The organism is Desulfobotulus sapovorans DSM 2055 (assembly GCF_059569355.1).
Genome location: NZ_JCANVJ010000004.1, coordinates 12,137 through 35,763, shown reverse-complemented (window position 1 = coordinate 35,763; position 23,627 = coordinate 12,137). Strand labels below are relative to the sequence as shown.

The following is a 23,627-nucleotide window of genomic DNA, read 5'->3' as shown; positions in this document are numbered from 1 at the left end:
CCAGAGAGGTCGGTGCTTCCGGTACGGTCTTCCCCCATTGTGAGGAGTTTTTCCCCATGCAGTGATAAGGGCGGGGGAAGATATGTCAGATGCGAATCTTCCTCCACCGTTTCCAGACGGGCCACGGGCTTCAGAGCTTGACTTTGCATGCCATGGGGTAGCGTCTGCCATAGCCGAAATTCTTGGAGGTGATGCGGATTACGGGAGCGGCCTGCTGGCGTTTGTATTCATTGTACTGAATTCTCCGGAGAACATCCCGTACAAAGGCTTCCGGATATCCCCGTGCGATGATGGCATCGGCATCCTCAAATTCTTCCACATGATGGGCCACAATGGCATCCACCACCTCGTAGGGCGGCAGGTCATCCTGATCCTTCTGATCCGGTTTCAGTTCCGCGCTGGGCGCTTTTGCGATGATGCGTTCCGGAATCAGGGGAAATCCGGTCTTTTCATTGATCCGTCGGGCCAGCGCCCAGACCCGGGTCTTGGACACATCCCCTAGCACGGCCAGTCCGCCATTCATATCTCCGTAGAGGGTGCTGTAGCCTACGGCCATTTCCGCCTTGTTGCCCGTGGGCAGGGCCATGGCATTGTAGCGGTTGGCATAGGCCATGAGAAAGGTTCCCCGGATGCGGGCCTGGAGGTTCTGCTCGGTGATGCCGTGGCTTTTGAGATCAAAGATGGGGCTCGCGGCTGCCATGGTCGCCATGCTTTCTTCTATGGGCAGCACATCCAGGCGGATCTTGAGATTTTCCGCAAGCCTTTCTGTATCCTCAAAGTTTTCCTGAGCCGTGTAGGGTCCTGGCATGAAGATGCTGATGACGTTTTCCGCTCCCAGGGCTTCCACGGCAAGGGCCAGTACCAGGGCGGAGTCAATACCGCCGGAAGACCCCACCACAGCCTTTGAAAAGCCGCATTTGTGGAGATAATCCCGGATGCCCGTGACCAGTGCCCGATGGATCTGATCCAGGCCGTCTGCGGGGATGGGACGGATTTCTCCACTCTTCTTTTCCATATCCACCAGCACGAGATCCTCTTCAAAGGCAGCGGCCCTCGCAAGAATTTCCCCCCTGGCATCATAGGCTGTGCTCAGTCCGTCAAAGACCAGGGTGTCATTGGCTCCGGCCTGGTTCACTTCCAGAACGGGGAGGCTGTATTGCTTTGCAATGCCGGAAAAAAGCCGGTCACGGAGTATCCCCTTGTCCACATGAAAGGGGGACGCGGAAAGGTTGAGCAGGATGTCACAGTGGGGAGCGATGGCGGCCACGGGATCGGCGGCATAGCGGTTTGCCGGGGTGACGTGGCCCGTATTCCAGGCATCTTCACACAGGGTGACCCCCAGGCGCAGTCCCTGATACAGGACAGGGGCTGCGGGGCTTCCCGGTGCAAAGTAGCGGCACTCGTCAAAAACATCGTACTGGGGCAGGAGGGTTTTGCGGAATTCCCCCAGAATACGTCCATCCCGGGCCAGAACAGCGGCGTTTTGAAGCCGGGGGCCTTCCGGAGACGGATTTTCCGCCACATAGCCGAAAAGCAGGGCGATCCCCTGGATGTCCTGGATGAGCTGATCCCGCGCTGTGAGATTGGCCTGGATAAAGGCCCTTCTTTCCAGAAGATCCAAAGGAGGGTAGCCCGTGAGCACAAGCTCGGAGAAGAGTACGAGATCTGCCCCCAGTTTTCGGGCCTTTTCACTTGCCTGTCTGATTTTTGCCGCATTGCCCTGGAGGTCGCCCACCAGGGGATTGAGCTGGGCCATGGCGATTTTCATGGATACCTGTGTCTGCTTGGGTTTCAGGGAGGCGCCGGGGGCGCTTTTTCCGGTTTCTGGATGTAGCAGAATATGACAGCCGGGGCAAAGAATCTCTGAACTGGGGAGAGGTGAGTGTTATTTACCTCTTCTTGACAGCCCTGATGAATGGGTGCATGCTACAGACTTCATTCCTGCTGTCAACGAATCGGAAACGGTGTTCTGTTTACGGATGCATGACCTGAAATACGGGGGGAAGATGCTGCGTAAGATGTTTTTATTGCTTGTGCTGGGGCTCTGGATTCCGGGGATTCCGGTGTGGGCGGGCCTGCCTGTGGTGCGTATCGCCATTGTGGAGGACGGGCCCAGCCTGCGCTATGACGGCCTCATGGAGCTGAAAAGGGAAGTTCTGGATCTTGCGGGCAGGGAGTTTGATATCCGTTTTCCCGAGACCCTGCATTTTACGGGAAACTGGGAGGTGGCGGAAATTCGCAGGCAGGTGGAAAAGGCCCTGGAGCGCAGGGATGCGGATCTGGTTATTGGTGCGGGGGTGATCGCCTCTCACCTGCTCTGCCGTATGGGGGATCTGCCCAAGCCTGCCATTGCCGCTGTGGTCATTGCCGCAGATCTCCAGAATCTTCCGGAAAAACAGGGGGTCTCCGGTGTAAAAAATCTGAACTATATCAAATCCTTTCAAAATTTTAACCGGGATATGGCCGCCTTTCGCAAGATGGTGCCCTTTAAGCGGCTGGCCATTATCGGAGATAGCAGCATCGAAGAGGGCATACCGGATCTGAGACGGAGAACCCGGATCTTCGGGGATACCCAGGGCCTTGTCATTGACTTTATTCCGGCAAAGGGGGATGCGGCAGAGGTGCTGGCCCTTCTGGCTCCGGAAACGGACGCCGTTTTTATTACGCCCCTGCAACGCTTTTCTCCGGCAGCCTTTCAGCGTCTAAACGAAGGGCTCATAGAGCGGAAAATTCCTTCTTTTTCCCTGTGGGGGCGGGATGAGGTGGCTGAGGGTGTCTTGGCCGGAATGGCCCCTTCGGATCGGATCTCCCGGCTTTCCCGGCGGGTGGCCCTCCATGTGCAGCAGATTCTTCTGGGAAAGGATGCGGGCAGTCTCGCTGTGGGCTTTCATCCGGAAACGGATTTTACGGTGAACATGGAAACGGCCCGTCGCATTGGCCTGTATCCGGACTGGGATGTGCTGCTGGATGCGGATATTCTCTATGAGGATCCCCTCCCCGAAGGCCCTCCCCTTGCCATCAACACCGTCGTTCAGGAGGCCATGACCGCCAATCTGGAACTGAAAATTGCGGAAAGGGAAAGAAGGATTACCGAAGCGCAGGCCCTCGGCAAACGGGCCCCTTTAAAGCCCCAGGCCCTTGTGGATCTCAGTGCCAGGGTGCTGGACCGGGACAATGCGGCAAAAAGTCTGGGGCGTCAGGCGGAGGAAGAGGTCTGGCTGGAGCTTCTCTTGCGTCAGACCCTTTTTTCTGAAAAAGACCGCAGCCTTCGGGATGTGGCGGATATAGAGGTGAAAAGCCGCAGGCTGATGGAGCGGCAGGTGGGGCTGGATATTGCCGAGTCCGCAGCCCTTGCCTTTCTGGATCTGCTTCGGGCTTCGCGTCAGGCCCAGATCCGTAAAGATGATCTGGATCTGACCCGTTCCAATCTGGAACGGGCCGAGAACCGCAGGGAGGTGGGCTATGCCGGGCCTTCGGAAGTGTATCGCTGGCAGAGCCGTCTGGCATCGTCGCGAAAGGCCCTTCTCGAAGCCAGAGCCCAGGTGCGTCAGGCGGAGATCCAGCTGAACCGGATCGTGAACCGTCCCCTGGATCAGCCTTTGTACCTGGAAGACACCCGCCTTTCCGACTCCCTCTTTTTTGTCAGTGATCCCCGTATCCGCTGGTTTTCGGAAAATCCCAGAAGGATTCGGCATTTCCATGATTTTGTGGTTGCGGAAGCCCGGGATCAGGCTCCGGAGCTGGAACGTCTCTCCCTTGCCATGGAAGCGGCCCAGAGGGGAATTCTTGCGGCAAAACGATCCTACTATCTTCCCGATGTACTGGCCGAAGGCGGTATGCGCCAGCGGCTTGTGTCCGAAGGGGAGGGCAGTGGTAGCGTGGCACTGAGCCTGATGCCGGGGATGCCACCCGTCCATCTTCCGGAAAGTGAGGATTTTGGCTGGCAGGTGGGTCTCAAGGTACGTTACCCCCTTTTTACGGGTGGGGCACGGCCTGCGCTTCTGGATGAGGGCCTGGAGCGTCTGGAATCATTACGCAGTCAGAGGCAGAGGGTCGCCGAAGGGCTGGAGGCCCGGATGCGGGCAGCCCTGCACAGAACCACAGCCTCCTGGCCGGGTATTCGTCTTGCCGGGGATGCGGCGGTGGCGGCCAGAAAAAACCTGGAACTGGTGACGGATGCCTATGAACGGGGCGTGATTTCCGCCATGGAGCTTCTGGATGCCCAGCATGCGTCCCTGGTGGCGGAGCAGGTCTCCGCAGCCAGTGTCTATGATTTTTTAAAGGATCTGATGGTGATTCAGCGGCTTCTCGGGAATGTAGATTTTTCCGCCACCCTGGAAGGCCGGGATGCCATGTTCCGGCGCTTGAAGCAGCATTTTGAGGATGCGGGCATTGCAGTGCCTGTACTGGAGAAAGGGGGGGAGAAATGACAAGCAGGGGGAAACGGCCCTGGCTGCCGGGTCTGCTGATTCTGGTCTGTACCGCACTGGGGATTTTCGGGGGCTGCCGGGAAAAAGTGAAGGAGGTGGCTCCGGAGGTGCTGCGGCCTGTTCGTTTTATGGAAGTGCAGCCCGATACCGGTGTCCGGGTGCGGACATTTACGGGCCTGACCCGTGCGGGCATGGCTTCCCGCATGAGCTTCCGGGTTCCCGGAACCTTGCAGAAGCTCCATGTACGTGTGGGGGACAGTGTGGATACGGGCCGTCTCATTGCCGAGCTGGAAAGGGGAGACTATCAGCTTCGGGTGCAGGAGGCGGAGGCTGCCCTGAGCCGTTCCCAGGCCGAAGCCCGGAATGCCGAAGCCGTGTATGGTCGTGTGCAGGCCCTGTATGAGCGCCGCAATGCTTCCCGCAATGAGCTGGATACGGCCAGAGCCGCCTTTGAATCCACCCAGGCGGCGGTGCGTTCCATTGAAAACCGTCTGGAGCTGGCCCGGCGTCAGCTGGAGTATACCCGTCTTGTGGCACCGGATCGTTGTGCTGTTGCGGCCATTCCCGTGGAAGAAAACGAAAATGTGGCCGCAGGTCAGGCTGTGGTGCTGGTAAACTGCGGTACCCGCGTGGATGTGCGTATTGGTGTGCCTGCCACCCATATTTCCGGGGTTCGGGAGGGCATGGAGGTGCGGGTACGGGTGGATGCCCTGGGGAGCGGGGCGTTTCCCGGTGTGGTCAGTGAGGTGGGGGTGGCCTCTGTGGGGCTTGAAACCACCTTTCCCGTGACGGTAAGGCTTCAGTCCCCGGACGAGCGCATTCTGCCCGGTATGGCTGCCGAAGTGGAGATCCCCATGGAAAAGGACACGCTTGCCCGTATCCGTGTGCCTTTTCGCAGTGTGGGTGAGGATGGGGGAGGGCGTTTTGTCTATTGTCTGGAACGTTTATCTGGAGATATGGCCCTTGTGAAGCGGCGGGAGGTGGTCGTGGGAGGGATCGCCACAGAGGGGCTTGAGGTGAAGGCGGGGCTGGAAGCCGGAGATCTGGTGGTCACCGCAGGCATCGCCCACATCGGTGACGGCCTGAAGGTCCGGCTCTGGCGGGAGGGGAAGCCATGAATCTGGCCCGTCTTGCCATCGAAAAGAACCGCATTTCCATTGTTTTTCTTCTCATCATTCTTGTGGGCGGACTGCTGGCTTACCGGGATCTTCCCAGAGACTATGATCCGGGGTTTGTGCTGAGGGTGGCGCGGGTGGTCACCTATTTTCCCGGAGCGTCTCCGGAGCGGGTGGAGCAGCTGGTTACGGACAAGCTGGAAAAGGTCATTCAGGAAATTCCGCAGCTGGACTATGTGAAGAGCCAGTCCAAGACCGGGGTGTCCATCATTGATGTCTGGGTGAAGGAACGTTACCGGAACATGCGTCCCATCTGGGACAACCTGAGACGCAAGGTGGATCGGGCGGCAGCGGATCTTCCCGAAGGCGTTTACCGCCCCATCGTCAATGATGAATTTTCCGATGTTTTTGGAACGCTTATCGCCATTACGGGGGAGGATTACACCTACAGGGAACTGAAGAGTGTGGCGGATGAGGTACGGGATGCGCTCCTCATGCTGGATGAAGTCGCCAAGGTGGATTTTTACGGTGTTCAGGATGAACGGATCTTTGTGGAGTACAGCAATGCCCGTTTATCGGAAATGGGTATTTCTCCCCATCAGCTCATGGCTATTCTCAAGTCAAGAAACATCATCATTCCCGGCGGGGCCATCAATGTGGAGGATGAGCGCATTGTTCTGGAGCCTTCGGGAAATTTTGATTCTCTGGAGGACCTCCGCCAGACCGTGGTGCAGGTTCCCGGACGTACGGAGATGCTGTTTCTGGGGGATATGGTGGACATCCGGCGGGGCTATGCCGACCCCGCATCCAGCAAGATGCGCGCCAATGGCCTGCCTGCCATCGGCCTTGCCGTATCCATGCGGGAGGGAGGCAATCTCATCCGCCTCGGGGAAGCGGTGACGGGCCTGTTGGGACAGGTGCATGCCCATTATCCCTATGGTATTGAATTTGATCTGGTTAATTTTTCGCCCGGCGAAGTAAAGGAAAAGGTCTCTGTTTTTCAGGAAAATCTTATTCAGTCCGTTTTGCTGGTGCTGGCTGTCACCCTGGTATCTCTGGGCCTGCGGACAGGCTTTGTGGTGGCCACCCTCATTCCCATGACCATGCTCATGGCGCTGATGGTTATGGCGTTTTTCGGGATCGGTATAGACCAGATGAGTCTGGCTTCTCTGGTGATTTCTCTCGGGATGCTGGTGGACAATGCCATCGTTATGGCGGAATCCATCATGGTGCGCATGGAGGAGGGGGAGGAACCTGTGGCTGCGGCCATTGCCTCGGCCCGGGAACTGACAGTACCCCTTCTCACGTCTTCCCTGGGAACGGCGGCCTCCTTTCTGCCCATTTTTCTGGCCAAATCCACCACCAGTGAATACACGGCTCCCCTGTTCAAGGTGGTGACCATTACCCTCGTTGCCTCCTGGTTGATTTCCCTGACCCTCATTCCCCTGCTGGCGACACGGATTCTGAAGGTGAAGCAGGGCCGGATTGGGCAGAAGGTCTATGATACGGGGTTTTATCGTTTTTACCGTAAGACCCTGGGGCTGTCCCTGCGTTACAGAATCTCAAGCATGGTACTGGTTTTTCTGGTTTTTATCGGTGTGATGGCCACGTTCCGCTATTTGCCCGTGATTTTTTTCCCTCCTTCGGATCGTCTTTTTTTCACAGCAGAACTGGAGTTGCCCGCAGGCAGTACCATTGAAAGTACCGAAGCCATGGTAAAGGATGTGGAAGCCTATATGAACCGGAATTTCAGGACTGGGCCGGAACGCGACGAGGGCATCCGGAGCTGGGTGACCCATATCGGGCAGGGAGGGCCGCGTTATCTGCTCACCCACATGCCGGAGCAGGGGGTTCCCCATTATGCCCTGATGATCATCAACATCACGGATCTGAATCTGATCCCCCTTATCAAAGAGGGCATGGAAGCCTATGTGAAGGAAAACTACCTGGATGCCAGCATTGAGCTGCGAAAAATCCAGAACGGCCCGCCCGTACAGGATCCTGTACAGATCCGTCTTTCCGGAAGGGACTCAGACCGGCTCTTTGCCATTGTGGAGAAGGTAAAGGAAAGGCTGGCGAAAGAGGCGGGTGTGCGGAATATTTCCGATGACTGGGGGCGGCGGATCAAGAAATTCGTGGTGCATGTGAACCAGCCGAGGGCACGCATGGCGGGGGTTTCCAGCCAGGATATCGCCGTGAGCCTTCAGACCGGACTTTCGGGCTTTACCCTTACGGAATTCCGGGAAGGCGACAAGATCATTCCCGTCAGCCTGCGCAGTGTGGCCGCAGACCGTAAGGATCTCGGCAAGCTGGAAACCATCCAGGTCTATGCCCAGGCCACGGGGCGTTCCGTGCCCTTAAGCCAGGTGGCGGATATCGAGATTGTCTGGCAGCCTTCGGAGGTTCTGCGCCGGGACAGGCTGCGTACCGTGACCGTGAGTTCCGGTCTTTTGCCGGGATACACGGCTGAAGAGGTGATTCGCAGTCTTCAGCCCTGGCTGGACAGTCAGACACCTTCCTGGGGCATGGGATACCGGTACGCCTTTGGGGGTGAGCGGGAAAAATCCACCCAGGCCAATGCGGCCATTATGGGGCAGGTACCCGTGGGAGCCTTTATCATCCTCATGCTCCTCATGCTGCAGTTCAATTCCTTCCGCAAGACCTTCATCATCATGACCACCATTCCTCTCGGCCTCATCGGCGTGGTGCTGGGTCTGCATCTTACGGGACTGTATTTTGGTTTCATGACCCTTCTGGGGATTATTTCCCTTTCCGGGATTGTGGTGAACAATGCCATTGTCCTGATTGACCGCATCCGCATTGAAATGGTGGAGTGCGGGCGCAGTCCCCAGGAGGCCATTGTGGAAGCGGCCTGTCGTCGTATGCGGCCTATTTTTTTAAGTACAGCCACAACCGCCGTGGGCATGGTTCCCCTGCTCTGGGGCGGAGGTCCTATCTGGGCACCCATGGCTGTGGGGATCATTTTTGGTCTGATTCTTTCCACGGCCCTGACCCTGGGGGTGGTGCCGGTGCTGTATGCCCTTTTTTTCCGGGTAAAATTTTAAAAAGGCTGGTCGTATAAAGAAAAAGAGGGGACGGGTGTGAAACCCGTTCCCTCTTTTTTTGGGATGAAACCGGATGGCACAGCTCTGGGGCTATGCCACTTTTTTATTGGAACGCTTCCAGATTTTCTGGGCTTCGGCTTTCCGGATCAGTTCTTCCCGGAAATCCGGGTGGGCCAGATTGACCATCATTTCCGCCCTTTCCCAGGTGGAACGGGCCCGTACTTCGGCCACACCGTATTCCGTGACAATGGTGTCCACCTGCTGACGGGGGATGGTGGTGATGGAGCAGGGATCAAAGTGGGGAACAATGCGGGAGACCAGCTTGCCATCCTTGCTGGTCACGGTGGAGGCCAGGCAGATGAGGCTTTTGCCGCCCTTGGACCACTGGGCACCAATGACAAAGTCCCACATGCCACCGTTACCGGAAATCTGGTGGATGCCGGAGCTTTCCGCATTCACCTGGGTGTAGAGATCCACTTCCACGGCATTGTTGATGGAAATGAAATTGTCGATATCTGCGATGATTCTGGGGTTGTTGGTGTAATGGGCCGGGTAGGAAGCCACAGCCGGATTGTTGTGAATGAAGTCATAAAGCCGTTTGGGGCCCAGGGCAAAGGTGTAGGGGACACGGCATTTGTCAAAGGGCTTGTGGATCCCCGTCATGCGACCGGATTCAATCATGTCCACGTAGGCTTCGGAGAGCATCTCCGTGTGGCCGCCCAGGTTTTTGAGGTCGGATGCAGCGATCATTTTGCCCACGGCATCGGGCATACCGCCGATACCGAGCTGGATGCAGCAGCCGTCATGGACATAGCGCATGACATTTTCGGCAATTTTACGATCCACATCCGACGGTTCTGCGGCAGGTGCCTCAAAAACCGCCGTGTCGGAGGGCAGCTCCACAATATAATCCACTTCGGAAATGTGGATGGACTCTTCCGAGCCGCCCAGCGCCATGGGCAGATTGGGGTTCACTTCCACAATGACCTTGTGGCAGTGCTGGGCATTGGCCAGACTGGCGGAGTTGGTCAGGGAGAGGTTGAAATACCCATGGGCATCCATGGGGCATACCTGGGCGATATAGACATGGTGCTGGTTGGCTATGTTTTTGCGGAACCAGTTTGCCGCATCGTGGTAGAGGATGGGAAAATAATAGCAGAGGTTGAAATCCCGCTGGATAATGCGGCTCACCTTGCTGAAGTGCAGATCATGGTAAATGAAACTCTGGGGATGTTTTACCACTTCCGGAATGGGCAGGACGGTGATGGCGCCATAAATTTCCACATCCCGCAGCTCTTCATGGCGGGCGGCCAGGGCGGCATCACAGGCGATGGGCTTGGTGGTCATGAAACTGTAATCCACGCGGTCTCCGGATTTGACACACTTGACAGCTTCTTCTGCGGAGACGCGTTTCTGCTGATATTCTTTCTGGTAGTTCATGGCTTTTTCCTTTTCTTAAGATCAAGGATCCGTTTTTTCGTTGGTGGCAGAAAATAACTTCACAAGTTATTTTTGGGTATCCTCGAATTGCTTTTATGATGCTGTTACTGTTTTATGGCTGTAAACGGGGTTATCCAGAATAAACACTTGAAAATATAAGACATATTTCATAAAGCTTGTGTGTCATATAAATAGGGGCTTTATCCTGTCAAGGATAAACTGTGTTTTTCAATGTGGGCGCTGGATTCTTTTCCGGAAGGGTTTAAGGCAACTTTTCAGGTAATTTCAGTTGTTTTCTTTATTTTATGCGTTTTTTTTACCGGAAACCGCCGCATGGTAAGGATGCTGTTTCAGGTTGACGGAGATCTGCATTCCAGAACGGGCTGCCCATGGGAAAACGGGAGAGCAGGGAAATACGGATTTTGAATCGGTACTTACCTGGTCTGGGAATGTTGACTTTTATAGTGGGTGTCACTATAAGGTAATTTCGATTTTTCAAATGAATGGTGTTTTGCCAAAAGAAAGAGGGTTGCCTCAGGCCGCTCTCGGGCAAATGTGTTGTATGCAAACTTCATAACAAACAAGAAAGATCTGCGGGGGGATAGCATGAAGAAACCTGTGATATTTCAAGATCCTGAAAAGATGGTGGATTACATCATTGAAAACGTTGGCAAGGATCTTGTTTTCGGTACACAGCTGGGACTGGGCAAACCCAACAATATTTTGAATGCCGTTTACAGAAGGGCGCAGCAGGATCCCAGTCTGAATCTGCGTATTATTACGGCACTCTCCCTGGAACCCCCCGTACCGGGAAGTGAGCTGGAACGTCGATTTCTGGGGCCCTTGGTGGAGCGTATCTGGGGCGGATACATTCCCCTGGATTATGCCCGGGATGTCCGCCTGAAAAAACTCCCCCCCAATGTGCAGGTGAGTGAATTTTTTTACAAGGCCGGGGCCTTTATGAACAATCCCCATATGCAGCAGAACTATATCAGCTGTAACTATACCCATGCAGCCAGAGATGTGAATGGCAATGGCATGAATGTGGCCGGTGCCCTTCTGGGTAAAAAGGAGATCAATGGCGAGCTCAAGTATTCCGTGGGCTGCAATGCGGATACAGCCATAGATGCTGTTGATATCATGAGAAAAAAAGGTGAAAAGGGCTTTAAGGGCTTTGCTGTGGGAGAGGTGAACAACAACCTGCCCTTTATGTTTGGGGATGCCATAACCGAGCCGGAAATTTTTGATGCTATTCTGGAAAGCCCCCAGAGTGACTACAAGCTCTTTGGCGCGCCCAAGGAATCCATCAACACCACCGATTATATGATTGGTCTTCATGCCAGTACCCTGATCCCCGATGACGGTACCCTGCAGATTGGTATCGGTTCTCTGGGGGATGCCATTACCTATGGTCTGACCGTACGCCATACCCATAACGATCAGTACAGAAAACTGCTCAACGAGACGGGGATTCTGGAAAAATATAAGGGCATGATTGATACCTGGGGAGGGGTGGATCCTTTCAAGAAAGGTCTGTATGGCTCTACGGAAATGCTGGTGGACACCTTTGTGGATCTGTACAAAACCGGTATCATGAACCGCAGGGTCTACGATGATATCCGTATCCAGCGTGTGGTCAGTGCAGGGCTTTGCCCCGATGACCGCAAGGTGACACCGGAAGCCTTCCGTCAGTTGCTGGTAGACGGAGCCGTACACCGTGTCCTGACAGCGGAGGATGTGGTTTTCCTCAAGCGCTATGGGGTGTTGAAGGAGAGTGTGCTTTTCCAGGATGGGAAGCTGGTGGACGGCGGTCATGCCGTGGGTGTTGATATGGGGGATGTGGAAAACCTCAAGGTGGTTGCGGGAACCATGCTGGGGGACACCCTGAAGGAAGGGTTCTGGGCCCATGCAGGGTTTTATCTCGGGCCTCTGAAAATGTACGACACCCTCAATGCCATGAGCGATGAGGAGAGGGCGCTGATCAACATGACCAGCGTACTCAACGTCAACCAGCTGTATGCCAACAACAAATATTCCAGTCAGGAACTTCGGGTTCTTCAGCGGAAGAATGCCCGTTTTATCAATGCGGGTCTGATGGTGACCCTGGGGGGAGCCATTGTGTCCGACGGTCTGGAAGACGGCCGTGTGGTATCCGGTATTGGCGGTCAGTATAACTTTGTTTCCATGGCCCATGCCATGGATGATGCCAGGGGAGCCATCATGATCCGCGCCACCCGTGGTGAAGGCCCCAAAACCGTTTCCAACGTTGTCTTTAATTACGGGCACTGTTCCGTTCCCCGCCATCTTCGGGATATCGTGATCACCGAATACGGGATTGCGGATCTCAGGGGAAAGACGGACAAGAATATTGTGAAAGAGCTTCTCAATGTGGCCGACTCCCGTTTTCAGGAAGGGCTTTTGGAGCAGGCCAAGAAGGCTGGAAAAATTGAGCCGGATTACAGAATTCCCGATGCTTTCCGGAACAATTATCCGGAAAAGCTGGAAAAGGCCATTGCACCTTACAAGAAGGAAGGTCTTTTTGGTCCCTTCCCCTTTGGTACGGCCTTTACCGACGACGAAATAGCTATCGGAAAAGCGTTGAGAACTTTCAAAGCCAAGGCGGAGCTGAGTAAGGCTGCTGCTGCCAAGGGTGTTCTCGGTGCCTTCATGTCCCCCATTCCCACTGCCGCCAAGCCCTATCTGGAGCGGATGCAGCTTGAAAACCCCAAGGATTTCAAGGAAAAGCTGCTTCAGAAAGTGGTGCTCTGCGCACTGAAGGATACGGGTGCGATCTGATATTCTGCCTATGACCCCCCGGCTTTTTTGCCGGAAAGACTGCGGCAGTGTCGGGGGGAGCTAAGATCAAAAAAAGTCCGGTTTCCTTGGGGGGAAACCGGACTTTTTGATTTTTCAGGCTTCGCGGGAGCTATTTTTCGGGGGCAAGGGTGTTTTCAGCAAAATGCAGCGTGGCAAAAAGGTCATCGAGGGTTTCGGCCCTGCGGATGCGGGAGGTCTGGCCGTTTTGCTGGAAGAGCAGCTCCTGGGGGCGGAGCTGACCGTTGTAGTTGAAGCCCATGGCGTGTCCGTGGGCACCGGTATCATGGATGATGAGCAGATCCCCGTCGACAACGGGAGGCAGGGGACGTTCTACCGCGAACTTGTCGTTGTTTTCACACAGGGCACCCACCACGTCCACGGGAGCGTCTTCCGGGCCGGATGCTTTTCCCAGAACATCAATGTGGTGATAGGCGTCATACATCCCCGGTCGCATGAGGGAAGACATGCAGGCATCAACCCCCACATAGGTTCGGTAAGTCTCTTTGCGGTTGATGGCCCGTGTCACCAGTACCCCGTGGGGGCCGGTCATGTAGCGTCCGGACTCCATGAAAAGGGCGGGCATGTAGCCCTGTTTCTCCTCAAAAGCCTTGAAAAGTGCCGTAATTTCAAGGCCCATGGCCTCAATGTCCAGGGGACTGTCCCCGGGTCTGTAGGGAATTCCAAGCCCCCCTCCAATATTGAGAAAGTCAAAGCGGATGCCTAAGGCTTCTCCCGCTTCTGCGGCGAGATCCAGCAGCATGCGGGCCGTTTCCACCATATAGGCATAGTTTTTTTCGTTGGAGCAGACCATGGTGTGCATGCCAAAACGGGTGGCGCCTCTGTCCATGGCCGCTTTATACGCCGGAATCACCTGGTCATGGGTGATGCCGTACTTCGCCTCCACGGGGTTGCCGATGATGGCGTTGCCCGTGCGTCTGGGGCCGGGATTGTAGCGGAAGCAGATGGTTTCCGGCATCCGGGGAACCTTGGGAACGAGGCTGATGTCGTCAAGGTTGAGGATGCAGCCGTCTCCCGCAAGGGCTGCCTCAAAATCCCTTTCCGACGTATTGTTGGAGGTGAAGAGGATGTCTTCCTGTTTTGCCCCTATCCCTCTGGCCAGTGCCAGTTCTGCAATGGAGCTACAGTCAAAACCAAAGCCCATGGCTTGCATCAGCTTGAGAATGCTGGGATTGGGCAGGGCTTTGACTGCAAAATATTCCTTGAATCCGGGAATAGCGCTGAAATTTTTTTTCAGCCTGTCTCCCGTTTCCAGGATGCCCTTTTCATCATAAATGTGAAAAGGGGTACCGAAATGGGATGCCAGAGCAGGCAGACGGGAAAAGAGGCGTTCTTTGAAATCCGGGGACATGGGCATGGGGCACTCCTTGCTGGGGTTGGTCAGGATTCGGATTCGGTGTGTATGGCATCCAGGGGGAGCCGGGTGCATTCCTTGTGGGTGGAAAGGACAATCCGGGTCTGGATCCGGGCAATGCCCGGAAGTATGGCAATTTCTTCCTGCACCATACGATGCATATCGGAGATGGATGCGCTGCGCATTTTCACGAGAAAGGCATCTTCTCCCGATATAAAATGTACTTCCTGGATATCGGGGAGACTGGACAGGCTCCGGGCGACGTCGGAAAAGGCTTCGGGCCGGTCAAGAAGAATTTGCAGAAAAGAGACCAGACTTCTCTGTAGTTTTTCCGGATTCAGCCGGACTTCGTAGCCATCAATATAGCCCTGTTTTTCGAGTTTACGGATGCGTTCCAGTACGGCGGAAGGGGCAAGTCCCACCTGTCGGGCCACTTCCACGTTGGGAATGCGGGCTTTTTCCTGGAGTATTCTGAGAATTTGCAGACTGGTATCGTCAATCATGGGCACCTCGTAGGTTTGAAAAATAAATATTCTTGTTTTTGGACGAGGTCAAGAATTAAATTTTTAATTTTTATTCTTTTTGAGAATTATATTCTGAAAAAACCCGATTCCACCCTTCTTCGTGGTCTGTTTCCCCATAGACCCTGAGGCGGTGCCGGGCCATGGCGAGGAGAACATCCACATGGGCATCCACATAATCAAAAACCCGGGCCTTTTTTTTGTCCGCAGAGGGTCTGAGGATGCGGCCTAAATACTGGAGCAGGCGTCCTGAAAAACGTATGGGGGTGGTCAGGAAAAGGCAGGAGAGATCCTTGCAGTCAAAGCCTTCACCCACCAGCTGTCCCGTGGCCACAAGCACCTGAACCTTTCCTGCGGCCAGGGAGTCCAGGGCTTCCTTGCGCTGGGCGGCTTTCATGTCACCGGTGAGCAGGGTGGCTTCGATTTTGTGGCCAAAGCGGAGCAGGCCGTGGAGAATTTCACAGTGCTGTTTTCTTTCGGAGAGCAGCAGCATGACGGCTTCGGGCTGGATGCGGCACTGGTGGGCCACGTCATCTGCAATCAGACGGTTGCGACCGGGATCGGAGATCAGCTCCCGCATCATTTTGGCATAGGCGGTAACGGGATCGTGGAAGGGGCGGAAGGTGGTTTTCCGGAAAAAGACTTCCACGGCGAGAATGTCACCATTTCGGATCAGCCGGGTTTTGTTGACGGCATGGTGTACGTCTCCGAGATACCAGAAGATGAGTCTGGAGAGATTGTCTCTCCGGAAGAGGGTGGCGGAAAGGCCGAGACAATAGCGGGCTGGGAATGCGGAGACGGCATCCGTAAAGGTCTTGGACGGGGTTCTGTGGCACTCATCCACAATGATGTGACCGATATGGGGACGTACGGAGTCCAGATGTTTGACAAGACTTTGTACCAGAGCCACGGTGATGGCCTTGCCGATCTGGTATTTTCCGGCACCGATCAGTCCGACGTCTTCTTTGGGGATGCCGAGAAACTGTCCGATACGATCTATCCACTGCAGGGCCAGTTCCCGGGTATGCACCAGGATAAGGGCAGGCTGTTTTCTTCTGGCCACAAGGGCCAGGGCCATGACGGTCTTCCCCGCACCCGTCGGGGCATTCAGGGTGCCGAATTCCTTGGCGGCCATGGCGTCCACGGCTTTTTTCTGGAAATCCCTCAGGGTGGCGGAGAACTGAAAGGAAACGTCAGGCAGACGGAGGCGTTCATCCCGCAACTCCCAGCCCAGCCCCCGGCTGCGAAGCAGCAGCATGACGCTGCGGGTGCAGCCCCTTGGGACACAGAGAGCACCCTCCTGTGTCTCAATGCAGAAATCCAGATATTGTGGAGTTTTACCGTTCCAGCGGCCCATGCGCTGGTTTTCCAGCCATTTGGGGTTTTCAAGACGCAGGGAGTTGCGGATCTCTCCGGCAAGATCCGTGGGGAGGTGACGGATTTCCAGGTGATGATTCAGGGTGAAATGGGGAAGCATATGGGGATTCCCAGTTGAAAAAAACAGGGTTGACGTGATAGAGTAAAAATCTGCATTGGGGATTGTCCGTATCCGTGTCCACCCGGCCTGCCCCTTATCCTCAATTTACGAAGATATACCTTGGCCTGTGTGTACCACAGATTGAATCCTGAAGCTGACAAAAAAGTGATTTTTGCTCAGGCCGTACCGGAATATGGGGGAGCTGGTGTGTGTGGGGGCTGTTTTCGTGTCTGACGGGTTATGGAAGGATGGTTCAGGGAGCGCATCGGATTCCCTTGGGCATCCGGGTCGCAGGATCTGGGGAGGAAGTGTGGAGCAGCGCCACATGGAAAAACAGGAGCATCCGGGTACCATCCTTTTTGTGGATGATGAGGCGAGCATCCTTGAAATTGCAAGGGAATTTTTCGAGATCAAGGGCTATCGGGTGCTGACCGCTTCCAATGGTCTGGAAGCACTGGAAGTTTTGAAAATCAATGTGGTTTCCTGCTGCTTTACGGATATCAATATGCCGGAGATGGATGGCCTGGAGCTGGCCGAACATATCCGCCGTATGGACAATACCCTGCCTGTCATTATCATGACGGGTTACCCGTCCCTGGAAAACACCATCCGAACCCTGAAGAATGGTGTGGTGGATTTTCTGATCAAGCCTGTGAACCTGAATCAGATGAATCTCTGTGTTCAGCGGGTACTCCGGGAACGCAGGCTTTTTGTGGAAAACCTGCTGCTCAAGGAAGAAGTGGCCCGCAAGACCCAGCTTGAAAGTCTGAACCGGGATCTTGAAACCCGTGTTTCGGAACTCGGAACCCTGAACCGTATCATGGGAGCCTTCACCAGCATCTCCGAAAGTGGTGATGTGTTCCGCTGCCTTGTGGATATGGCCCAGGAGCTTTGCAGGGCCCACGGTACCTGGTTTTACGTGCTCAACGACCTGTATCCCTTTCCCAGGGAGGTGGCCTCAGCCACTGGGGTCTTGCCCGGATCCGGGGGGCCGGATACCCTGTTATCCACATTTCTGAATGAGGTGGCCCAGGATGGTCTGCCTTTTCTGCTGGGCAGCAACTCCGATGGAAAGCGTCTTTCTGCGGATGTGGTTTCCGCCATGGCCGTTCCCCTGAAAATTCGGGAAAAGGTGTTTGGTCTTTTATATATGGTGAGGGGAGACCGGGGGCTGTCCTTTTCCGATAAAGATCTCTATTATGCCAGTGCCATGGCCTCTCATGCCGCCTATGCCATTGAAAATCTTGCTTTATACGAAAATATCTATGAGAATCTTTTTTCCACGCTCTATGCCTTTGTTTCGGCCATAGAGGCCAAGGATGCCTATACCCATCAGCATTCGGATCGGGTGGCCGAGCTTTCCGTAGCCCTTGGAAAAAGAATGGGGCTGGATGCCGAATCCCTGGATGTGCTGCTTTTTGCAGGACGTCTCCACGATATCGGCAAAATCGGAGTGCGGGATGAAATTCTGCTGAAACCCGGAAGGTTGACGGATGCGGAATATGAGGCCATCAAGGAGCATCCCGTCATTGGTGCAGGGATTGTGGGGAAGCTGGGGCTTTGGAGCCGGGAGCAGGAGATTATTCTGTACCACCATGAACGCTATGATGGCAGCGGTTACCCAAAGGGACTTGCGGGGAAGGAGATTCCCTTTCTGGCCCGGATTCTCAGTGTCGCTGATGCCTATGACGCCATGGCCTCGGATCGTGCCTACCGCAGGCGCATGCCGGAAGAAAAAATTCTTCAGATCATGAAAGAAGCCAGGGGAAAACAGTTTGATCCGGATGTTCTGGATCTTTTTCTGCAGATGGAAGCCGAAGGAACGTTGCCCTGATTCAATACAAGAGGCATTGCGCCGCCGATATGCGGCAAGGATTTTTCGAAAAGGAGATCCTATGGGTGAGTCTATGGACAATATGGGCGAAAGGCGACGGATGCAGCGGGTTGCCTTTGAGACGGAAGTGCGCTTGAATGTGGGGGGCATGGAAATCCGTGTTTTTGGCAGTACCCGTGATCTCAGTCAGAAGGGGGTTTTTGTGGCAACGGAGATCCCCCTCGCCGAAGGTGCGGAATGCCAGGTGGAGATTTTGCTTTCGGGGATGGAAGAGCCTGTCTGTCTTTCCATGAAGGGGCGGATTGCACGGATTGTTTCCGAGGGCGTCGGGGTGGAATTTTTTGAGATGGATCTGGATACCTTTACACATCTTCGGAATGTGGTGCTTTATAACAGCAGGGATGCGGACAGTCTGTAGACGGTCTGTGAATCTGCCATCAGCCCGGGGTCAGGGGCTCTGCCCCGTGGATGGATAATCTGTATCAGAGAGGAATCCTGCATGGATGCAAGACTGATCAATCCTTTTATCAATGCAACCATTAATGTGCTGGAAACCATGGCTTTTGTGAAGTCCAAGCCGGGTAAGCCGTTTTTGAAGAAAGAAGATGTGGCCAGAGGAGATGTCACAGGGGTGATCGGGCTTACGGGAGCCGCCAATGGCACCATTGCTGTCACCTTTGATGAGGGATCCATTTTGAAAATCGTTTCCAATATGTTCGGGGAACCCATGACCGAGCTGAACAGTGAGGTCACGGATGCCGTAGGTGAGATCACCAACATGATTTCCGGGCAGGCACGGCGGGAGCTGGAAGGAATGGGAAGGGTATTCCAGGCCGCCATTCCTTCCGTGGTCAGCGGTAAAAATCACAGCATTACCCATTACACGGACGGGCCTAAAATTGCGATTCCCTTTTCAACGGAGGGCGGGCAGTTTACCATAGAAGTCTGTCTGGAACGCTAGCGTGAGCCGTGGTAGGTTTTGGATCAGGCGACCACCTTTAAGCCCTGGAAGCTATCCGTTGGTGCGGAATTTTTTTACGGGATACCCTTTCCGGGGAAAATTTTACATAAAGGAATAAGGAGTCCTTTAACTTATGGATACATCTATCAGAATTCTTTGTGTCGATGATTTTGCCACCATGCGTCGTATCCTGAAGAATATCCTCAAGCAGCTTGGTTTTACCAACATTACGGAGGCCGATGACGGGACAACCGCCCTGGAAGAATTGAAAAAGGGGCGCTTTGATCTGATCATCTCAGACTGGAACATGCCCAAGATGTCGGGTCTTGAACTGCTGAAAACCGTACGCAGCATGGATGATTACAAGAACATTCCCTTTCTCATGGTAACGGCGGAAGCCCAGAAACAGAATGTGGTGGAGGCGGTGCAGGCCGGGGTCTCCAACTATGTGGTCAAGCCCTTTACTGCGGAAGCCATTTCAGAAAAGATTGAAAAGATTCTCGGCAAGTAGGGGACGCTCGAAAGACAGATAGAAAGTGTCGTTTTCTGGCGGGATATTTTTTCAGGGGCCTTTTTCTGTGGCTGGATGAAGGGGGTTTTCTGGAACATGCGTGAAAGGGGCTGCGGGGTGCCAAAGCCGGAACGGATGTGTGCTGATGGGTCTGGGAGTAATGCAACGGGAGGCAGTGTCTGTGCCGTTCGGCGTTGAAGGAGAAATTTCTTCTTTTATGGGACTGGTGGGGCAGAGCCCTAGGATGCGCAAGGTCTTTGGAACCATACGGAAGGTGGCGGCAACGGACAGTTCCGTTCTGATTACCGGAGAATCCGGAACGGGAAAGGAACTTATTGCAAGGGCCATACATCAGCTCAGTTCCCGCTGTGACGGGCCTCTGGTGATTATCAACTGTGGTGCTATTCCCGGTGAGCTTCTGGAGTCGGAGCTGTTCGGTCATGAAAAAGGGGCCTTTACCGGAGCCCACAGGAGTCGCATGGGCCGTTTTGAAATGGCCGATGGGGGTACCATATTTCTGGATGAAATCGGGGATATGAGTCCCGGACTTCAGGTTAAGCTGCTCCGGGCACTTCAGGAGCAGACCTTTGAAAGGGTGGGGGGAGGGCAGTCCATCCATGTGAATATCCGTGTTCTGTCCGCTACCCACAGGGATCTTATGGCGGCCATTGACAGGGGGGAGTTTCGAGAAGATCTGTATTACCGCCTCAATGTGATTCCCATTGAAGTGCCTCCTCTCAGAGAACGGAAAGAGGATATTCCCCTGCTCTGTCACTATTTTTTAAAGAGACTGGCGGCCCGTTTTGATGAACCGGTGAAATCCGTCGCCCCTGCCGCCGAAGAACTGCTGCTCGCCTATGGATGGCCGGGCAATATCCGGGAACTGGAAAACATGATGGAGCGCATGGCCGTCATGAGTGAAGGTTCTCAGATTCAGGATGAAGACGTGCCCGAATCCTTGAGGGGAATGCGCAGGCCGGAGCGGGTGCTGGCCCTGAATCCCCTGCACAATGGCATGGGCTTTGCCGATGCTGTGGATCTGTATCAGAAAACCCTGATTATTGAGGCTCTGAACCGTTGTGACTGGGTCAAGGCCAAGGCCGCCTCCCTTTTAAAAATGAACCGTACCACCCTTGTGGAAAAAATCAAAAAGCTGAAAATTGAGCGTGAAGACCCGCTGTCTTCGGGGCCGGAATTTTTTTAAGAGGCCATCCGGTGAGGGGAGCTGGCCTGGTCTGCCAGGGCAGGACTTCCGGTATTTTGTTGAAAGTGCGGAATATTTTTGGCAGAGGTGTTGGGATTGTGACACAGGGGCCGGCGGAAGAACCGCCGGTTTTTCTATGGGGCTGAGGAAGGACACGGGGAGTTTTGCTGTCGTAGATGCGCTTGCAATCACAGGAACCGGCCTTTTTCGGTCAGACCTCTCTCATACGGAGGGGCTTGCAGGGATGTCCGTGGGGCCTTTGTTCTCTATGGCATCATCTTTGCTGTTCCTTCCGGGAATGGCAGGGAATCCGTATGAAGCGAGGCGTTGCCCATGGATCCGTTTCCGATGGCCCACTTGATTAAAAAAATACGTTATATCTGGGGAGTCTTCTGCATCTTCCTGATGGGCAGTGAGGTTTCAGTGGCTTCCCTGCTGGAGGGGATTCATCTTTCCGAGAGCCCCCCCCTGATTTCCCTGCGCTTTGACGCGGATGTCCGCTGGCGGGTTTATCAGACAGGGCCACGGGAGCTGCTGATTGCCCTGCAGGATACCAGTGTTGCCCGGGATCTTGCACGGAGTGGCTCCGGAGCACCGGTGATCCAGCGTATTGTCTACAAGCGGACTGCCGATGGCAATGCCACCCTGCTTGTGGAAACGGGTGTGGATGTTCGCGCTGTGGACGCTTCCTGGCGTGCAGGGGTCGGTCTTCTGGAAATCCGTCTGGATACGGATCAGCGTCTGGCCCACAAGCAGCCCCGCGGCAAACTTGAAAAACGCAGGCGGGAAGTCCATGTCGCGGCGGTTCCCCAGGAGAGTCCTCCCATGCGGATACCGGAGCCAGTCAAAACCGTGACGCCTCCTCCTCTTCAGAACATAACGGTGGCTTCCATTTCCGATCCCCCTTCTTCCCACGGAGGGATCGATACCCTTCTGGATGCGGTTCTGGCTTCCCCCTGTGCTGAGGGGATGCATGTGCGCATCGCTGTGCGCAGCATACGGGAGGAAGGGTGTGACCGGGGAATGGATATTCTGGCAGAGGGACTTGCTCCCGGATGTGAGGAACTCTACGATTACCTTGAAAACTGGTGCCGCATGTCCGGAGCTGTAACTCCGGAGCTGCAACTGGGGCTGATACGGGATCTTTCCGGTCTTGTGGTGAAGAATGCGGATTCTGCCTTTGTTCCCTGGGGCTATGCCATGCTGGGGATTCTTTATCATAAAATGGGCAATGATCCTGTGGGGATGGGATATTTCGATCTCCTCCGGGAGGCTTCCCCGAAGTTTCCCGGTATGGCAGAGGTGCTGCTCTACCTTGCCCGTATGCACATGCGCTTGCAGCATATGGATGAGGCCGAGCCTTTGCTCCGGGATATCGTGGCACGTTTCAGTACTACGGTGTATGCCCGGGAGGCCCGCATGGAACTTGGCCGGGTTCTTTTTGCGCGGAAGCGTTATTTTGAAACCATCAAAATGCTGGATGCCGTTGTCGGGGAAGAGCCGGACGCTGTTTTGAGGGAGCCGGATCTTCTTCTGCTTCTGGGAAACAGCCATTTCCATACGGGAGGGTACTCCCAGGCCATTGAAAATCTGATGCGGGTCTATAACGATTTTACGGATATTGCGGAACCGTCTCTGATCCTTACCCGTATTGCGGAATCCTATGCGGCCCTGCCTGAGCCGGAGAAAGCGAGAAAACTGTATGAGCTGGTGCGGGAGCTGTATCCGGGAACGGACGGTTTTGTGGTCAGCTCCATGCGTCTTGCCGAGCTGCTTGAAAAACGGGAAGATCGGGATGCCCTTTTTCAGATGGTGATTCAGGACTATCCCGATCACAGCCTTGCCCGTCTGGCTCTGATGCGGCTTGCGGAATCCAGGTATCAGGCGGAGGACTATGAGGAAACGGTGCGTCTTATCCGACAGCTGCTGTCTGAAGATCCCCGGGCTCTGCGCAGGGATGCCCTGATTCTGATGGGTCGTGCTCTGGAAGCTCTTTTTGAGGGATATCTTGCGGACAATCTCTACCCGGATCTGATTGACCGTTATGATGTGGAGAAGGGGCCTGTCTATGAGATGGAAAACCCCCGTCTTCATGCTCTGGTGGGGCGTGCTTTTTTCAGGGGCCATCTGTATCCCCAGGCTCTGCCGGAATATCAGCGTGCGGAAATGCTCTGGGGAGGAGCCCCCTTGCCTCCGGACTTTCTTTTTGAATACGGGGTTGTGAGCACGGAAACGGGGGGCAGGGACAAGGGGCTGTCCCTGTTGTCCGATTTTTTGAAAGCAGCTCCGACAGATTTTCAGCGCAGTGCGGAAGCTTGGGGGTATATTGCCAGGATTCATTTTGAAGAGGGGCGGCAGGAGGCAGGACTGAAGGCCTATGCAAAGGCAGCGGATCTTGCTCCGGAGGGACGGCGGAAGGTTTTTTTCTGGCAGACTCTTTCACGGCTTTACCGGGACAGAAAAGAGCCGGTAAAGGAAATGGCGGTTCTGGAGCAGGCCCTTGCTTTTCTGGGTAAAGCGGGTCAGGATTCCGACGATTTACGTTTTGTCCTTCTGCGTTCTCTCGGGGAAGCCCAGGTGGGGGAGAAGCGCTTTGCTGCCGCTTTAAGCAGCTATGAAAAGACCGATGGTCTGACGGGTATCCCGACTCCGGATCGGAATGCCGTTCGTTTCCGAAGGGGAGAAGTTCTGGAGAAGCTGGGCAGGCAGGCTGAGGCCAAGGCCCTGTACCGCAGTCTTGTGGAAGAAGGAGATCCCCTTTGGGGGGCACTGGCCGGGGAGCGTCTGGAGGGTCTCCGGATAAAAGAGCAGCTTCTTCAGTGAGTTTGGGGTTCGGACTGGCGGACTGTTTCATGAAGATGGGCTGATGTTTTACCTATG

Annotated in this window: 15 protein-coding genes; 10 read left to right on the top strand and 5 right to left on the bottom strand. The window is 54.8% G+C overall.

The window, feature by feature from the left end; translation table 11 throughout:
* Positions 1-130: 130 nt before the first annotated feature.
* On the bottom strand, positions 131-1,768 hold the full coding sequence (locus BR04_RS05140; RefSeq protein ID WP_496354929.1) for an NAD+ synthase: 1,638 nt from the start codon (positions 1,766-1,768) through the stop codon (positions 131-133).
* Positions 1,769-2,006: 238 nt separating this feature from the next.
* Between BR04_RS05140 and BR04_RS05135 the strand changes: the two genes are divergently transcribed.
* Genes BR04_RS05135 through BR04_RS05125 form a run of 3 tightly spaced genes read left to right on the top strand, consistent with a single transcriptional unit; the run spans position 2,007 to position 8,610 of the window.
* Entirely contained in the window at positions 2,007-4,430 is a 2,424-nt protein-coding gene (locus BR04_RS05135; RefSeq protein WP_496354928.1) for a TolC family protein, read from the top strand.
* Positions 4,427-5,548 carry an efflux RND transporter periplasmic adaptor subunit gene (locus tag BR04_RS05130; protein ID WP_496354927.1) on the top strand — a complete coding sequence of 374 codons (1,122 nt, stop codon included), beginning with the start codon at positions 4,427-4,429 and terminating at the stop codon, positions 5,546-5,548. The genes BR04_RS05135 and BR04_RS05130 overlap by 4 nt, the downstream gene beginning before the upstream one ends.
* The gene (locus BR04_RS05125) at positions 5,545-8,610 is read left to right on the top strand and encodes an efflux RND transporter permease subunit (RefSeq protein WP_496354926.1); all 3,066 of its coding nucleotides are present in this window, start codon (positions 5,545-5,547) and stop codon (positions 8,608-8,610) included. Before BR04_RS05130 ends, BR04_RS05125 begins: the two co-directional genes overlap by 4 nt.
* 90 nt (positions 8,611-8,700) lie before the next feature.
* Here BR04_RS05125 and BR04_RS05120 read toward each other — a convergent pair whose 3' ends face one another.
* Complete coding sequence (locus BR04_RS05120; protein WP_496354925.1) at positions 8,701-10,050, bottom strand: acetyl-CoA hydrolase/transferase family protein; 1,350 nt, start codon at positions 10,048-10,050, stop codon at positions 8,701-8,703.
* A gap of 606 nt (positions 10,051-10,656) precedes the next feature.
* Here BR04_RS05120 and BR04_RS05115 point away from each other — a divergent pair.
* Positions 10,657-12,846: an acetyl-CoA hydrolase/transferase C-terminal domain-containing protein gene (locus BR04_RS05115; RefSeq protein ID WP_496354924.1), complete on the top strand. Its 2,190-nt coding sequence runs from the start codon at positions 10,657-10,659 to the stop codon at positions 12,844-12,846.
* Positions 12,847-12,976: 130 nt separating this feature from the next.
* Here the strand turns inward: BR04_RS05115 and BR04_RS05110 are convergent, their stop codons facing one another.
* From BR04_RS05110 to BR04_RS05100, 3 genes are all read right to left on the bottom strand, one after another.
* Positions 12,977-14,242, bottom strand: coding sequence for a diaminopimelate decarboxylase (locus BR04_RS05110; RefSeq protein WP_496354923.1), 1,266 nt, complete (start codon positions 14,240-14,242; stop codon positions 12,977-12,979).
* 23 nt (positions 14,243-14,265) lie between these two features.
* A complete protein-coding gene (locus tag BR04_RS05105; RefSeq protein ID WP_496354922.1) occupies positions 14,266-14,742 on the bottom strand; it encodes an Lrp/AsnC family transcriptional regulator in 477 nt (158 codons plus the stop codon).
* A gap of 70 nt (positions 14,743-14,812) precedes the next feature.
* Positions 14,813-16,237, bottom strand: coding sequence for a DEAD/DEAH box helicase (locus BR04_RS05100; protein ID WP_496354921.1), 1,425 nt, complete (start codon positions 16,235-16,237; stop codon positions 14,813-14,815).
* Positions 16,238-16,463: 226 nt separating this feature from the next.
* Here BR04_RS05100 and BR04_RS05095 point away from each other — a divergent pair, with 226 nt between their 5' ends.
* From BR04_RS05095 to BR04_RS05070, 6 genes are all read left to right on the top strand, one after another.
* Positions 16,464-18,071, top strand: coding sequence for an HD domain-containing phosphohydrolase (locus tag BR04_RS05095; protein ID WP_496354920.1), 1,608 nt, complete (start codon positions 16,464-16,466; stop codon positions 18,069-18,071).
* 61 nt (positions 18,072-18,132) lie between these two features.
* Positions 18,133-18,489 (top strand): PilZ domain-containing protein, encoded by a 357-nt coding sequence (locus tag BR04_RS05090; protein WP_496354919.1) that lies wholly within the window; start codon positions 18,133-18,135, stop codon positions 18,487-18,489.
* 81 nt (positions 18,490-18,570) lie between these two features.
* Entirely contained in the window at positions 18,571-19,032 is a 462-nt protein-coding gene (locus BR04_RS05085; protein WP_496354918.1) for a chemotaxis protein CheX, read from the top strand.
* A gap of 133 nt (positions 19,033-19,165) precedes the next feature.
* Positions 19,166-19,543, top strand: coding sequence for a chemotaxis response regulator CheY (locus tag BR04_RS05080; RefSeq protein ID WP_496354917.1), 378 nt, complete (start codon positions 19,166-19,168; stop codon positions 19,541-19,543).
* 217 nt (positions 19,544-19,760) lie between these two features.
* A complete protein-coding gene (locus BR04_RS05075; RefSeq protein WP_496354916.1) occupies positions 19,761-20,747 on the top strand; it encodes a sigma-54 interaction domain-containing protein in 987 nt (328 codons plus the stop codon).
* A gap of 333 nt (positions 20,748-21,080) precedes the next feature.
* Positions 21,081-23,570: a tetratricopeptide repeat protein gene (locus BR04_RS05070; protein ID WP_496354915.1), complete on the top strand. Its 2,490-nt coding sequence runs from the start codon at positions 21,081-21,083 to the stop codon at positions 23,568-23,570.
* Positions 23,571-23,627: the final 57 nt, after the last annotated feature.